Below are 13,518 nucleotides of genomic sequence, written 5' to 3'. Positions count from 1 at the left end.
CGCGCCTAAGTCGGAGGTGAATGCGCATGGATTGGAGCCGCGCCAAGAGCGTGCTCATACTCGCTTTTCTCGCGCTGAATGTCGTACTTGGCTATCAGCTGTGGGAGAACGTCAGTGAACGGTTGAATACAGGCCAGAAGCTCGGCGATCTGGACGCGGACACGCAGCGGATGATGAAGGAGCGGGGTATCGGACTCGCCACCTCAGCAAGCATTCCATCGGAGACGCCAGAGCTGCGTGACCTGACTTATCGGTTTATAACGACGGGCACGGCGGAAGAGGTTGAACTGGAGAAGCCGGTGGACAGCCGGATTATTTTCGACGAGAAGGAGCTGCTCGCTCAGCTGGGCGATGTCATTCCCGATCTAGCAGAGTACCAGTATGACCAGCTTGCCAGTACGGACGGTGTCTTCGTGTTGTACCGGATGGCAGGCGGGCGGCCAATGTTCGATGTGAAGCTGGAGCTGCTCTACAGCAATCAAAATCAGAAAATAACAGCGTACCGACAAACACAAGTCGAGCTGGTTGATTCCGAGGCGTCGGAAGCGCATGAGGTGCTGCCGGCATCGAAGGCAATCGTACCGCTCGTGGACAAGTATTTGGAGGAAGGCTCGGTTATAAAAGAAATTTCGCTTGGCTATCACGGTCAGCTGTTCAACTCCGAAACGCAATATGCAGCGCCTTCATGGCGCGTACTGCTGGAGAATGGCAAGCCATTCTACGTGCATGCGATAAGCGCTGAAGTTGTACAGGAGAAGGTTGAGGACGAAACGGCAGAACACTAGCATTGGGGAATGCTAGTTGGCTATAGCAGGCAGGAAGCAATTGGGCGTGGTCATCAAAGCTCAGTGCTAGTAAGGTTAGGTTGTTAGGGAATGTGGGAGAAGGGACGTAAGGGACGTTATGGGATTTCGATTTACGGTGTTATCCAGCGGGTCGACTGGCAACGCGACGGTTGTCCAGAACGATGAGCATACGGTGCTCGTTGATGCAGGACTGAGCGCGAAGCGAATCGACCAGCTGCTGGCGGATCGCGGGGTGTCAGGACATAGCATTGACGCCCTGTTCGTGACGCACGAGCATTCCGATCATATTAAAGGGCTTGGTGCGGTAGCGCGCAAATACAATCTTCCGATCTTCGCTAATGCAGCGACGTGGGAAGCGATGGAGAAGCATGTCGGCAATATCGCGCCGGAGAAGCGGACAATTATGGAGTCAGGAGAGACGGTATCGTTCGGCAATATGCGAGTGACGTCGTACCCGATCTCGCATGATGCGGCCGAGCCGGTCGGGTATTGTATGACCGAGGACGGCTATAAGCTGAGTCTAGCAACGGACCTTGGCTACGTTAGCGACAAAGTAAAGCAAGCAATCATTGACTCCGACGTGCTGGTGCTTGAATCGAATCATGATACCGAGATGCTCCGAATGGGGCGATATCCATGGAACATTAAGCGGCGTATTCTTAGCGATGTCGGACACTTGTCCAACGTAGCAGCAGGTGAGGCGCTGTGCGAGCTGATGACGGATCGGACGAAGCGCGTCTATCTGGCCCACTTAAGTCTCGATCATAATGTGATGGATTTGGCGAAGCTTACGATCAATGGTATTTTCGAGAATAACGGCATATTCTTTAAAAGAGATGAGGACCCATTGCGCGATACCTATTATGATCGTGCTACCCCATGGGACGAAGTGAAGCGTCGATAAGCGTCTCCAGCTCGTCATCGAGCATGGACGTACGGTTTTCCAGCTCTTCACGGGTAATTAGTCCGCGTTCGACTAGTACATCTAGCAGGACGCCAACGGTTAATAGGATGCGATATTGGTCGCGTCTGAGGTCGGCGACAGCGCCGGCGAGCTGTACAAAGTCCCATGCGGGAGATGATTTCTTAGACATATGAGATTTCACTCCTTCATCTCTATCATTTCGTCTTGTAATCTATTATTATTGTAGTCGTAATTACCGAAAATATTCCTATAAGTGCATGTTTAAAAAATTCGGTTTTCAGCACCGAGAAGGTTGGATGAAGTGGAGAATGAGGATCGGAGCGTAGTGAAGTGCTACGTGAGAACCGGAAGTCTCTCAGCTGCATGCAAGATTCGATGCCGAATACACTATCATGCGATGCTTCGTGATCAAAAGCGGATTCCTTATTAATGAAATTTGTCTTAATGCGCTGCAGGGCAGGCATTGAGAGGAGAGATAGATATGAGCTTGTTCGACGACGATTTCTATTCAAGCCGGGTATCCCGGCGGAAAAGCCGCTGGCTTCAAGAGGATGCGAGGCAGTCGAAGGTACTGCGAAGCAAATCCAATTGGTCGACTATGCGGGTAGCTGTGCTATCGTCAACGATTAGTGCAGCGGCGGCGGCGCTCATATTCGGCACGCTGTTCTATCACGGAGGCGGCAGCTCAGATAAAGCGGTACCGACAGCATCAGCTGTAACGGCGACGCAGACGGCAGATCCTTACGAGAAGACGATTACCGCGGCGGCGAAAGTTCGTCCGATGGTTGTTAGTGTCATAAATGAGCAGTACGGTGTAAGTGGATTTGATGGATCGCTGGACAGCGACTCTGGTGCAATGGAAGATCAGCTCCAGCAGGCGGGCATTGGTTCGGGCGTTATTTTCGAGAAAGAGGATGGCAAGGCGCTTGTTGTAACGAACTACCACGTAATCGCAGGAGCAGAGCGGGTACAGGTTGCGATGATTGACGGCACGTCCCGTGTTGCAACGATAGTTGGCAGCGATCAAATTACGGACCTTGCTGTTCTACAAATCGATGACGACGGCATCGGCGAGGTAGCGGAGTTCGGTGATTCGAGCAAGCTGCGCAATGGTGAATGGGTCATGGCGATCGGCAGTCCGCTTGGTCTCGACGACTCGCTCACGATGGGTATTATAAGCAAGACGACACGGGTTATTCCGGTGTCACTGAACCAGGATGGCAACTATGACTGGGAGCAGGAAGTGATTCAGATCGATGCATCGATCAACCAAGGCAACAGCGGTGGTCCACTGATCGATCTGGACGGTCATGTAGTCGGCATCAACAGTATGAAAATTGCCGATCTCGGCGTTGAAGGCGTAGGCTTCGCTATTCCGATCGACAACGCAAAGCCGGTTATCGACAGCCTGATCAAGTATGGCGTAGTGAAGCGTCCTTACCTGGGTGTGTACACGCTGGATCTGGATCAGTATCTTGCACAGCAGGCGTTGACGAAGCCGAAGGACAGTCTAGATAGTCCACAGACAGGCGTTGACGGCAGTATTGTAGTGCCCGATTCAAGTAATGGCGGGGATGCGGAGACGAGTGATGCGGTTATCGATGACAGCGGCATCATTATTCCCGATGATGTGAAGGACGGCGTTATTGTGCTTGAGGCGGTTGGCCCTGCACAGGAAGCGGGACTTCAGTTCAACGATCTGATCGTGAAGCTTGATAAGACGCCAATTGGCAGTACGATGGAGCTTCGCAAATATCTATATGATCATAAGAAGATTGGCGATTCGATCGAAATTACGTACTATCGTGATGGCGAGAAGCAGACGGCGAAGCTGAAGCTGTCGGAAAAGAGTAAGGACGACGATTAAGTCGATAAGGAGCGGGCGCCTTGATGGCGTCCGCTTTTGTTATAGCTGTGGTGAGAAAAAGCCGAGGGAGATGGACGTCTCCTTCGGCTTTTTGCGGTAGCGTGCTGAGCGGGTTAGATATGTTATTGCAGCTTAAAGCGGGACAGTGTCTCACGCAGATCGTCGGCGGTGCGAGCGAGCGCCTCCGAGCTGGACGAAATTTCTTCCATCGTCGCAAGCTGCTCCTCAGTAGAAGCAGAGTTGTGCTGGCAAGCTGCAGCTACTTCGTGGCTGGCGTTCGATACGGCTTCGGTAATCTGAACGAGCTGGCGGCTCGCTGCAGCCAGTTCCTCCGTAATTGCAGCAGCCTGCTGGGCCTGCTGACCGACGTCGGCAACATTGTTCTCGATCGCGTGGAACAGCTCGTTCATTTGCTCCGTCTTCGCAAGCCCGTGTTCCGTCTGCTCGGATACGGTCTGCATCGAATCGACGGCATTGCCGGTCTGTTTAACGACCTCATGAATGAGTTCGCCGATCTGGTTGGCGGATTCACCGGATTGTTCAGCGAGCTTACGAATCTCTTGGGCGACGACAGCGAAGCCGCGGCCTTGCTCGCCCGCGCGGGACGCCTCGATGGATGCGTTAAGCGCGAGCAGATTCGTTCTTTTGGCCACATCGGTAATGATGTCGGTAATGCTGTTAATCTGCTGCGAACGGCTGCCGAGCGTTTGGATAACAGAGGACGTATGCTGTACGTTCGTCCGCATCTCAGCCATCGATTGTACCATGTCTTGTACGGCAGACGAACCTAAAGTAGAGGCTTCCAATGCCGATTGAGCACTGGTACGCATACGGTCATTCATATGGGATACTTCGCCGATGCCATCCGCGATACTGCTGATTGCGTGTGCTGCTTCAGCCATCTGCTGCTGTTCGTTCTCGGCGCTGGCCGCGATTTCTTGCGTCGTCGAGACAATGAGCTCGGTAGCGCGTGTTGTCTGTTCGGCGCTTGCGCTCAATTGGTTCGACGATGAAGCGACGTGAAGCGCGGTATCCATCGCTTGCGAGAGGATCGAGCGAAGCTTCTCTGTCATTCGGTTGAACGAGCTGGCTAGTTCACCAACCTCATCACGTGAGCGCACGTCGAGGTTATGACTGAGATCCCCGTTGCCATCAGCGATTTCGGCGAGCTGTCGGTTGATCGTGCGAATTGGACGGGTGATGAATATATTAAGCAGAATGGTGATAAGCACGACGATGATAAGAGAGGTGAAGGGGATTGCACCCATCACGATTTCTTGTTGGTTGGCAGATTTTACGCGTTTACGTTGGTCCGATGCAAGCTCAGCTTCTATCTTCGTGACAGCTTCAGCTACGACCACATCAAGTTCCTTGCGGGATGTACGTTCTTCGTTGAAATGCAGGGAATAGGCACCATCGTGGTCGCCGTTGTCAAGATGAGCGAAGACCTGGTCGCTTGATTCGGTGTAGACTTTAAAGCTGTTTTTTATCTGCTCTAGCTTGGCGCGATCCTCAGCGTCAAGTGTCGGGTTAGCATCCAAGTTTTCGAGGAGAGCTGTTACCTCTTTGCTTTTGGCAGCAATCTCTTCGTGGTACTGTTTGTCCCCTTGCAGCAGGTAGGCACGTTCATCATTGGACATGCCGGTCAGGCGGTACTGCAGCAGACGCAGATTTTTATTGTAATCAGCATCTTGCAGCATTTCGTCATAAGCGCGTTCGGAACGCTGCATATGCAGGTAGCTTGTTGTTGCCATCGTGAGCATTAAGGCGATAATGATCGAGAATGCGGCGATGAGCTTGTACGAGATTTTCATGCGGGCCTCCAGTTGACTTAAAATATTAATGGCACTTGCGAGCTATAAGGCTAGAACATTTGATGCAACGTTTATATATGTCGGCAGGAAGTGATGAGAAGATTAGCGCAGTGGTGCGGATATGAGGGTATTTCATAAAGAAATTGTAAACGAAGGGGTGGTCGCATCAATTGTTGTGGAAGATAGAGGATGGGTAGTAAAAGTGAGGATGATGTGTCGTAAAATTCGGGTTTCATTCTAGTGTAAACCTGGTGTAGACGGTGAAACTGACGGAGCTGTCGACGGAGACGGTGACGTGGATTCAGTACGGCCAGCAATTGGACTGAAGGCAGTGTGGCTGTCGCGATTGGACAGCTTCGTGTGGACGCGGAGTGAAAATCCGGTAAGAGGATGGTTGCTGAGGTGCAGGTTACGGTATAATAGGAGATGGACTTTACAGCAGAGATCGGAGTAATGAACCTATGTACTGTGTTTGCAAAGAGCATGTAGAACTCGCACTCGATAAATTTGTTGATGAATATGAAGACGCGCCAGATATGGTCAATCTGAAGGACACGGAGTTCTCGAACTGGGATCCGCCGCGCCAATGCGATATGTGCCAGCAACCGGCTGTATTTCTGGTGGTGTAGCCGATGTTGATTCAGATTGCGACGATTGGGAAGCTGAAGGAGAAGTATCTCGTCCAAGGCATTGCCGAGTACGCGAAGCGTCTCGGGCCGTATGTGAAGCTGCAGCTGACAGAGGTGCCGGACGAGAAAGCGCCGGAGACGATGAGCCCGGCGGAAGAAGCGCAGGTGCGCGACCGCGAAGGCGAGCGCCTGCTCGCGCAGATTAAGCCAGATGCACATGTCATCGCACTGGCGCTCGACGGTGAGCTCTGGTCCAGCGAGGACCTCGCTGTGCAGCTCGATAAATTAGCCACGTATGGCAAGAGCCACGTGGCTTTTGTCATAGGCGGCAGCACAGGATTGTCCCCGGCTGTGCTGCGACGCGCCCAGCAGAAGCTGAGCTTCGGGCGCATGACGCTACCGCACCAGCTGATGCGACTGGTGCTGATCGAGCAGGTGTACCGCGCGGTGAAGATTAACCGCGGTGAACCGTACCATAAGTAAGCACAAACTCATCGTTAAGGGAAGCGTCAAAGAACAATACAATGTCCTTGACGCTTCTTTTTGCTGGATGGTTGCCAGTATTCACAGTTATTTTACTGATGATCGAATGTAGTAAGTCTTTCTGTTTCTCTGGTTCAATTTTCGTTATGATCTTTGAGAAGCCATTCAGAACATAATATACTCGCTCGAAAGACACCTCTTTTATAGTCGGTATGTTTAGTTCTTGCTCAATCTCTGACCTACGAGTGAGTAACTGTTTCTTTTCTGCTTCTAGCGACGAAATTCTTTCCATCATAGATGCAGGAGGGGATTCAGACTTCTCAATCATTGAAATGAACTTAGCAATGTTCTTTTGTTTCTCCACAATTTGACCGTTGATGTAATTAAGCTGTTCCTGCAGTGGGCGTTTAACGTCACGCACCTTAGAGTTGACTCTGTCCAATATGTCACTTAACAGATCGGGTTGAGCAGCTATTTGTTCCAATCTCTTATAAACGTATTCCTCTGCTTGGTCTGCATAGACAAGGTTACTTTTACATACAGACGAGCCTTTGGAGTGGAGAGTTGAACACTGATAATAGCGAATATCCTTTGATCTATGTCCGATCATGCTACAGCCACACATAGGACAGCGTAATAGCCCAGTTAAAGGGAAGTGACCCGTAAAGGTCTTTGCTGGTTTATGTGACTTATCTTATTCATGGAGACTGCTGCGTCCCAAACCGAAGGCGGGATAATAGCATCATGCTCTCCTTTTACAAGGATGTAATCTTTATTTACGCCTTTGCGCCTTTTATCAGTCCAGTCTAGGTGCTGATTGAAACGAATGAATCCTGCATAAAGCGGGTTGGTAATGATTGTTCGTACCGTAGCAATCGCAAAGTCATTCTTCTGCTTTGTCTTGTAGCCGTCTCTATTTAGCTGATTTGCAATTGCTTTATACCCCTTTCCATTGACATATAGGTCAAAGACACGTCTAACGATATTAGCTTCATCATCAATGATGACAAGTTTCTTGTTTTCGGACTTGTAGCCTAACACAGAGCCACCGTTCCACTTGCCCTGTTCAGCCCGTTCATTCATCCCCATTTTCACGTTCTCAATAATTTGATTCCGTTCAAACTCCGCAAACGTCCCCATGATGTGAAACATAGCTTTCCCAATTGGTGTGGATGCGTCAATATTTTCATCGCTAAGACTGAAAAACTTGATGTTGTTCTTCTCAAACGTTTCAAGGATTTGTAAGGTGTGTAGATGCACTCTGGCAAGTCGTGTCACTTTCCAAACAGCAACAGTATCGAATAATCCTTTGTTACTATCTTCAAGCAGCTTGACCATTGCAGGTCTACCTTTAATATCCTTGCCACTGTATCCTTCATCTTTGTAAACCTCATATATCTCATAACCTGCATTTGTGAAATGCTGGGTCAGTAGCTTCGTTTGAGCGTCAATGGAATATCCATCCTTGGCTTGCTCTTGGGTAGAAACCCTTACGTAAATGGCAACTTTCATCGTATTACATCCTCCCAGTTATTCCTGATCGTTATTAAACATCTTATCCCATGCTTCGCTGTTCTTCTTTCGCATGAAATCAGCAATTATTTGGCGTAGTTCTTTCTTGCCCTTTGTATCCAAAGAGGCAAAGTTGTGATCGAAAATTGTACAAAGAAACTCAAAGTCTTCCTCGTCCTTAGTTAGCTTGTAGATGTTACCAATAACAGTTTCGGCTCTGCTTAAATCAAAACGAACGAGTTCGTTCAGTGACTTATCAATAAGGCTCTGCCGTTTTTGAACCGCATCGTAACGCTTTTCATACCAACCACTGTTCCACTTTTCTTCTTCTTCCTCCATAAGGCGTAGCCCCATTTCGAGGTTGTGTTGTTCCATTTCAGGCGAAATAATACCGTAGTAGTCAAGAAGTGGTTCAATTTTTGTACTCTCAACGCCAAGTATTTCTAGTAGTTGGAAACAGGTCATGTAGTCGGGGCTTTTGATTTTTCCATTTTCAAGTTGCGATACATAGGTGATCGCTTTCCCTACAAGCCGTCAGAATGGATTCTAGTTGGTCTGACGAGGTTTAAGGAGTGGGGGCGTGGTTTACACCTTTTCCATGTTAGACGTTATCACATACGCCGTAAGCACTTCCATCGACCGATTGTGGTTAAAAATTGAAGCGATACGTGAATCAAGTAACCGTATACAGATTGATATTCCTGATGTACACTAACTTTGTGGATTAAATTTCCAATAGGTGGTGTGATGTGATATGGGTGACCAAGTAATCAATAAACATGAGAACTTGCTACCAAGCGTGAAAGAAGAAGCGACAGTAAAATCAGTTATTTGTATTGAAGTTCCAGTTAAAAACATGCAACGTGCAGTCGACTTCTATGTGTTTCAATTGGGATTCTATATGAACACCACTAAAAATCGTCTTCCTATTGAAGCAGACAACACAGAGGTATTTATCTATCCTGCATCAGGCGTACATATCATGCTTGTACAAACTGATGGGGAAGAACGACTAGCTTTCAATCATAATGGAAGACCTAATCATGTTCTCATATTGGAAATTAGCGAGGATATTGAAAAATGCCACAGCAGATTAGTTGAAGCTGGTATAAGGACTAGCACAATCAAAGATAGTGGCGGATGCGGAAAATCTTTTGATGTATTTGACCCTGATGGAAATTTTATTAAGTTGTGGTTTGGTTATTCAAGCTAATTACGTAAATGAGAGTATATAGCTTTCAATTACAAAGAAGCCACTCCATTGTCAGGAGTGGCTTTTGTCTTTATATACTGATGTATATTTTTTGGTCAAACTGTACTTTGTGCTTAGATACATTACGGTGAACCGTATCACAAGTAACGGCGAAAAATTTGTGAAACGAGCAACTTCAAATATATGGCTCATCAAGAACGGCAATATTTTCTAAATGAGTGATGTAATGTTGATATATTGTACAAGTATTTGAATTGTAGGAGGGGAGGTTCGTGCGAGCGCCTGATTTGTCTGTAGAGTGTCCAGTTTAACGGAACTCTTGAACAATAGCTCGCCAAGACTCGGCGGAACAACGCTTCCTTGTTGCCAAATGCCGAGTAGAGCGCGGGTCGTTCGACACCCGTGACCTGCGTCAGGTCGGTGAACGACACGCCTGGTGGAAAACATTAAAATCCCCATAAATACAGCTAACCCGGCCTATTAAAGGTCCGGGTTAGGAATAAGATTGTTTCATTAATTGAACTCCTTAGAGCTTGTACTCTGTTCACAGAGACTCTGTTGGTTCTAGATTTAGAATCCTGTATCTGGTTGAGGAGCAGTATATTTGGATAAATATTCAACAAACTTTTCATTTCGCCATTTGTTGGCTTCCTTTGCGATTTTGGTCCAAAAAGCGATCCCTTCAAAACCATGCCATGCTCCTATAAACTCGCGAAATTCCACTGGGATGCCAGCCCTTCTTAAATTATCCACGTATGTCACGGTCTCATCATGGAATGGATCAATACTTCCTGCCATACTAATTGTAGGGGGAAGCCCGGTGAAATCATCAGCGCGGGCAGGTGCTGCTGTTGCAGGAATATGATCAGTTCCGTAAAGATCACCCAAATAGATTTTCCAATTGGACTGGTTGGTTATTCCATCATAGATAGGCGCATTGTTATCAATGGAGGATGGAGTAGGGCGATCGTCAATCATAGGATATAGTGGCATTTGAAATGCAATATTGACTTCGCCTTTTTCCCTGGCCATTAATGTAGTCGCAGCTGTAAGTCCGCCACCGGCACTACCACCTATGACAATAAGCTGATCGCTGCGAATGCCCAATTGAACTGTGTGATCCTTCATCCATTTTAGCGCTGTATAACAATCGTTAACCGCTGCTGGGTAAGGCGCTTCTACACTTCTGCGATAATCAGGTGTGATAAATACTCCGTCTACAAGCCCCAGAATTACTTTAGCTTGAATGATATCTTGGAGTGGGTCACCGCCAGAATACCCACCGCCATGAATGGAAAGAATTCCAGGGCGTTTGTTACTATTGGAGTTCTTTCTAGTGACAATATATAGTTTCATTTGGGAATCATCCGGCCGGGAAATATATTTTTCTTCAACTTTTATTCCTGCAGGTTTCAGATATTTCATAATACGTAGGACACTAGATGCTTTTTGATTACGTATCATTTCTTCCGTTCTGTTTGGAGTGGAGAGCAAGTGTATCAGCTTTTTAGGCAATCGAAGTTCTGGATGAATCATATCTTTTGTCACCCGCATGGAATCATCTCCTTCCTAATGATTTTGGGCTGCGAATAATTTCAATTATCTTTTTAAATGAATCTTTGGCTTCTGGAGTGATGAAAAAACCCGTAAAACCATGTACCATTTTTGCATAAGAATTTAAGGTAAAATCGATTTTTTCTCGCTCAGCTATTTGGGCAAATTTCTCTACATCTATATTTAGGGCATCATATGTGCCTGAAAATAACGTTATCGGAGGGAGATTTGAAATATCTCCATATATGGGACTTACTAAAGGATCTTTAGGGTCTAAGTTCCCTGCATAAACCTTTCCTCCGAAAGTTAGATTATCTACATTATCAAATGGATCGTATACTTCTTTGATACCTGCAGTTGAATTCGTAACATCTAACCAAGGGGATAATAGAACAACTTGTCTAGGCAAAGGTAAACTCTGATCTCTCAGAACTTGCACAAAGGAGAGCGCAAGACCTGCTCCTGCAGAATCTCCCATAAAAATAATATTATTACTGTTCTTTCTTTTTTCGTTTATCAGATATAAGTAACGATCCATCACCATTGTATGAACATCCAGCGCAGTGTAAGAAGGTGCTAAGGGGTACATGGGCAATATAATTTCTGCACGCAGTTCTTTCGCAATTTTATTGAAAAACATATAGTGCAAAGAAACCGGCTGTACCCAATAACCACCACCATGTAAATAGAATATGACTAATTCATTCGAGCCATCCGTGCGGTCAATTACAAACGTATCTTTAAAATCCTCATATTCTTTGACGTCATATTTGCTTCGAACATTTTCGGGAAGTTTATAAGGCAGGCTGCTTTCTAACATTGCTTGTTTATAGTACTCTTCACTTTTTCGATCCTTTATAGGCATGAATCTGAGCAGTCTATCCAGAACAAGGCTCGAAGTGCTTTGTTTTTCAATCAGAGCCCAAACATTCACAATGGCTATCAATATTGCAATTAAAGCTAATATTAGTCCGATAACTTTCTGCCAGGCTGACAGCGATCCGATATTTATAAAAACGACCCAAGCAATTGCTGCACCTAAAATTACATAGAGTATCTTCTGTAATGTTCTAGGGCTGTATATGCGCTTAATCATAAAAAGTTCCTCCTTCATTCCTGCTGCTTAAAAAAATGAGGATAAAACTTATGAACAAGTTCTATCCCCATTGCTCCGATAACAGCTTCGTTTTTGACTTGATCTTTACTGTGAACTTTGAGCTATATTGGCTTCTTCTTTAACCTTTTTGATAAAGAAGGAAAGTAACAACGTGATAACGCCAATTCCAATAATTATTAAGAAGGCATCATTAATGCCCTGAATAGATGCATCAGTCATCAGCTTTTGTTCGCTGATCCCTTGAGCTATTCCATTGGCAGCTGTATCCTGAAAATGCGTTTTCGTACGATCAGACATAACCGTTACAAACAGAGATGTTCCTATTGCACCTGCAACCCTTTGCACCGTATTACTGATGGCTGTGCCATGTGCATTCAAACTTGTTGGCAATTGATTAAAACCAGCTGTTTGTATCGGCATGAGCAGCAACCCCATCCCCATTCGGCGAATTGTTGCCATAATAAGCAAATAGGTATAACTTGTGGTGTCGGTTAAGTTGATGAAGGATAAAGTGGATCCAATAATAAGCACCATCCCAATAACGGATAACCATTTCGCTCCAAAGCGATCGAAAAGCTTGCCGGCTACTGGCATTAATAAACCCATGAGTAGTGCTCCGGGAAGCAGGAATAGTCCAGACTCAAGAGCTGAGTAGCCACGGATATTCTGAAGGTAAAGCGGCAGTAGGATCATATCAGCATACATGACCATCGTAACGAGTATCGAGATGACTGTTGTTAAAGAGAACATATTGTACTTAAATGCCCGCAAATCAAGCAAGGGATTTTGGGACTTCAATTGCTTCCATGCAAAAGCAGCTAAAGCGATAATTCCGACCGTAATCGTACTCAACACCTCAAAGCTTGACCAGCCAAGACTTCCTGCCCGGCTAAATCCATACAACATCCCTCCAAATCCAAGGGTAGAGAGTGCAACGCTTAGTATATCGAGTTTTATCTTGATTCGTTCTGCGATATTTTGAAGGAAAATAAAGCCTAGTACAATGACCAATACAGCGACTGGAATCATACCGTAAAACATGGTTTGCCAGTTGAATTTATCTAAAATAAAACCGGCAAGTGTAGGTCCAATCGCGGGAGCAACAACCAGAGCAAGCCCGACGATCCCCATGATTCCTCCCCGTTTTTCTGGAGGAAAAAGCGTTAAGGCAACTTGCATAATCAAAGGCATAATCATTCCGGCACCTGCTGCTTGAATTAAACGGCCACTTAATAAAACAGGGAATCCGGTTGCTAATGCAGCAACAATTGTACCAACTAAAAAAATGATCATGGACGCCTGGAATAACTGCCGAAGAGTAAATCTCACCATCAAATAGGCGGTAACAGGTACCAAAATCCCGTTGACAAGCATGTACCCTGTCGTTAACCACTGAGCTGTTGCAGCTGAAATATTAAAATCAGTCATTAATTCCGGGGTGGCAACGCTCATAACGGTTTGGTTTAGCGTTGTAATGAACGCTCCCAAAATTAAAATGAGCATGATCGGAACTGTTTTTATAGGCTTAGTCTCAGGTTTGTGGTTTTTATTCATCATTTTCTATCCTTCTCATTTTTATATGATCAGCAAATTTCGAA

Annotated in this window: 14 protein-coding genes; 6 read left to right on the top strand and 8 right to left on the bottom strand. The window is 46.4% G+C overall.

What is annotated here, in order from left to right:
- Positions 1-26: 26 nt before the first annotated feature.
- Complete coding sequence (gene yycI / locus DFQ01_RS02610; RefSeq protein WP_110042305.1) at positions 27-785, top strand: two-component system regulatory protein YycI; 759 nt, start codon at positions 27-29, stop codon at positions 783-785.
- A 118-nt stretch (positions 786-903) separates the two neighbouring features.
- Positions 904-1,710, top strand: a complete 807-nt coding sequence (locus tag DFQ01_RS02605; RefSeq protein ID WP_110042304.1) for an MBL fold metallo-hydrolase — start codon at positions 904-906, stop codon at positions 1,708-1,710.
- Here DFQ01_RS02605 and DFQ01_RS02600 read toward each other — a convergent pair.
- The gene (locus DFQ01_RS02600) at positions 1,679-1,900 is read right to left on the bottom strand and encodes a hypothetical protein (protein ID WP_110042303.1); all 222 of its coding nucleotides are present in this window, start codon (positions 1,898-1,900) and stop codon (positions 1,679-1,681) included. The genes DFQ01_RS02605 and DFQ01_RS02600 overlap by 32 nt on opposite strands.
- A 312-nt stretch (positions 1,901-2,212) precedes the next feature.
- On the opposite strand from DFQ01_RS02600, the gene DFQ01_RS02595 reads away from it, so the two are divergent.
- A complete protein-coding gene (locus DFQ01_RS02595) occupies positions 2,213-3,598 on the top strand; it encodes a S1C family serine protease (RefSeq protein WP_110042302.1) in 1,386 nt (461 codons plus the stop codon).
- 122 nt (positions 3,599-3,720) lie between these two features.
- On the opposite strand, the gene DFQ01_RS02590 is transcribed toward DFQ01_RS02595, so the two are convergent.
- Entirely contained in the window at positions 3,721-5,412 is a 1,692-nt protein-coding gene (locus DFQ01_RS02590) for a methyl-accepting chemotaxis protein (RefSeq protein ID WP_110042301.1), read from the bottom strand.
- A 461-nt stretch (positions 5,413-5,873) separates the two neighbouring features.
- Between DFQ01_RS02590 and DFQ01_RS02585 the strand changes: the two genes are divergently transcribed.
- Together DFQ01_RS02585 and rlmH are read left to right on the top strand one after the other, a co-directional pair.
- Positions 5,874-6,041: a CxxH/CxxC protein gene (locus DFQ01_RS02585; RefSeq protein ID WP_110042300.1), complete on the top strand. Its 168-nt coding sequence runs from the start codon at positions 5,874-5,876 to the stop codon at positions 6,039-6,041.
- Positions 6,042-6,044: 3 nt separating this feature from the next.
- Positions 6,045-6,524, top strand: a complete 480-nt coding sequence (rlmH, locus tag DFQ01_RS02580) for a 23S rRNA (pseudouridine(1915)-N(3))-methyltransferase RlmH (RefSeq protein ID WP_110042299.1) — start codon at positions 6,045-6,047, stop codon at positions 6,522-6,524.
- Here the strand turns inward: rlmH and DFQ01_RS02575 are convergent.
- Genes DFQ01_RS02575 through DFQ01_RS02565 form a run of 3 tightly spaced genes read right to left on the bottom strand, consistent with a single transcriptional unit; the run spans position 6,496 to position 8,501 of the window.
- A complete protein-coding gene (locus DFQ01_RS02575; RefSeq protein WP_245946488.1) occupies positions 6,496-7,134 on the bottom strand; it encodes a recombinase zinc ribbon domain-containing protein in 639 nt (212 codons plus the stop codon). The two genes, rlmH and DFQ01_RS02575, sit on opposite strands and share 29 nt — an antisense overlap.
- 35 nt (positions 7,135-7,169) lie before the next feature.
- On the bottom strand, positions 7,170-8,036 hold the full coding sequence (locus tag DFQ01_RS02570) for a recombinase family protein (protein WP_110042297.1): 867 nt from the start codon (positions 8,034-8,036) through the stop codon (positions 7,170-7,172).
- 18 nt (positions 8,037-8,054) lie between these two features.
- Complete coding sequence (locus DFQ01_RS02565) at positions 8,055-8,501, bottom strand: hypothetical protein (protein ID WP_110042296.1); 447 nt, start codon at positions 8,499-8,501, stop codon at positions 8,055-8,057.
- A 289-nt stretch (positions 8,502-8,790) separates the two neighbouring features.
- Between DFQ01_RS02565 and DFQ01_RS02560 the strand changes: the two genes are divergently transcribed.
- The gene (locus tag DFQ01_RS02560) at positions 8,791-9,249 is read left to right on the top strand and encodes a VOC family protein (protein WP_110042295.1); all 459 of its coding nucleotides are present in this window, start codon (positions 8,791-8,793) and stop codon (positions 9,247-9,249) included.
- Between the two features lie 570 nt (positions 9,250-9,819).
- Here DFQ01_RS02560 and DFQ01_RS02550 read toward each other — a convergent pair.
- The 3 genes from DFQ01_RS02550 to DFQ01_RS02540 all read right to left on the bottom strand — a co-directional run bounded on the left by DFQ01_RS02550 (position 9,820) and on the right by DFQ01_RS02540 (position 13,474).
- A complete protein-coding gene (locus DFQ01_RS02550; protein WP_110042294.1) occupies positions 9,820-10,803 on the bottom strand; it encodes an alpha/beta hydrolase in 984 nt (327 codons plus the stop codon).
- A gap of 4 nt (positions 10,804-10,807) precedes the next feature.
- A complete protein-coding gene (locus DFQ01_RS02545; protein WP_174812903.1) occupies positions 10,808-11,899 on the bottom strand; it encodes an alpha/beta hydrolase fold domain-containing protein in 1,092 nt (363 codons plus the stop codon).
- Between the two features lie 105 nt (positions 11,900-12,004).
- Positions 12,005-13,474 (bottom strand): DHA2 family efflux MFS transporter permease subunit, encoded by a 1,470-nt coding sequence (locus DFQ01_RS02540; RefSeq protein ID WP_110042387.1) that lies wholly within the window; start codon positions 13,472-13,474, stop codon positions 12,005-12,007.
- Positions 13,475-13,518: the final 44 nt, after the last annotated feature.

Origin of the sequence: Paenibacillus cellulosilyticus (genome assembly GCF_003182255.1) — a bacterium.
GTDB classification, from domain to species: domain Bacteria; phylum Bacillota; class Bacilli; order Paenibacillales; family Paenibacillaceae; genus Paenibacillus_T; species Paenibacillus_T cellulosilyticus.
This window is presented reverse-complemented; position numbering and strand designations above follow the sequence as displayed.

What these genes read in the sequence shown, in the direction of transcription:
- yycI (WP_110042305.1), top strand. Translation starts at nt 27, where the DNA reads ATGGATTGGAGCCGCGCCAAGAGCGTGCTCATACTCGCTTTTCTCGCG.
- DFQ01_RS02605 (WP_110042304.1), top strand. Translation starts at nt 904, where the DNA reads ATGGGATTTCGATTTACGGTGTTATCCAGCGGGTCGACTGGCAACGCG.
- DFQ01_RS02600 (WP_110042303.1), bottom strand. Translation starts at nt 1,900, where the DNA reads ATGTCTAAGAAATCATCTCCCGCATGGGACTTTGTACAGCTCGCCGGC.
- DFQ01_RS02595 (WP_110042302.1), top strand. Translation starts at nt 2,213, where the DNA reads ATGAGCTTGTTCGACGACGATTTCTATTCAAGCCGGGTATCCCGGCGG.
- DFQ01_RS02590 (WP_110042301.1), bottom strand. Translation starts at nt 5,412, where the DNA reads ATGAAAATCTCGTACAAGCTCATCGCCGCATTCTCGATCATTATCGCC.
- DFQ01_RS02585 (WP_110042300.1), top strand. Translation starts at nt 5,874, where the DNA reads ATGTACTGTGTTTGCAAAGAGCATGTAGAACTCGCACTCGATAAATTT.
- rlmH (WP_110042299.1), top strand. Translation starts at nt 6,045, where the DNA reads ATGTTGATTCAGATTGCGACGATTGGGAAGCTGAAGGAGAAGTATCTC.
- DFQ01_RS02575 (WP_245946488.1), bottom strand. Translation starts at nt 7,134, where the DNA reads ATGATCGGACATAGATCAAAGGATATTCGCTATTATCAGTGTTCAACT.
- DFQ01_RS02570 (WP_110042297.1), bottom strand. Translation starts at nt 8,036, where the DNA reads ATGAAAGTTGCCATTTACGTAAGGGTTTCTACCCAAGAGCAAGCCAAG.
- DFQ01_RS02565 (WP_110042296.1), bottom strand. Translation starts at nt 8,501, where the DNA reads ATGACCTGTTTCCAACTACTAGAAATACTTGGCGTTGAGAGTACAAAA.
- DFQ01_RS02560 (WP_110042295.1), top strand. Translation starts at nt 8,791, where the DNA reads ATGGGTGACCAAGTAATCAATAAACATGAGAACTTGCTACCAAGCGTG.
- DFQ01_RS02550 (WP_110042294.1), bottom strand. Translation starts at nt 10,803, where the DNA reads ATGCGGGTGACAAAAGATATGATTCATCCAGAACTTCGATTGCCTAAA.
- DFQ01_RS02545 (WP_174812903.1), bottom strand. Translation starts at nt 11,899, where the DNA reads ATGATTAAGCGCATATACAGCCCTAGAACATTACAGAAGATACTCTAT.
- DFQ01_RS02540 (WP_110042387.1), bottom strand. Translation starts at nt 13,474, where the DNA reads ATGAATAAAAACCACAAACCTGAGACTAAGCCTATAAAAACAGTTCCG.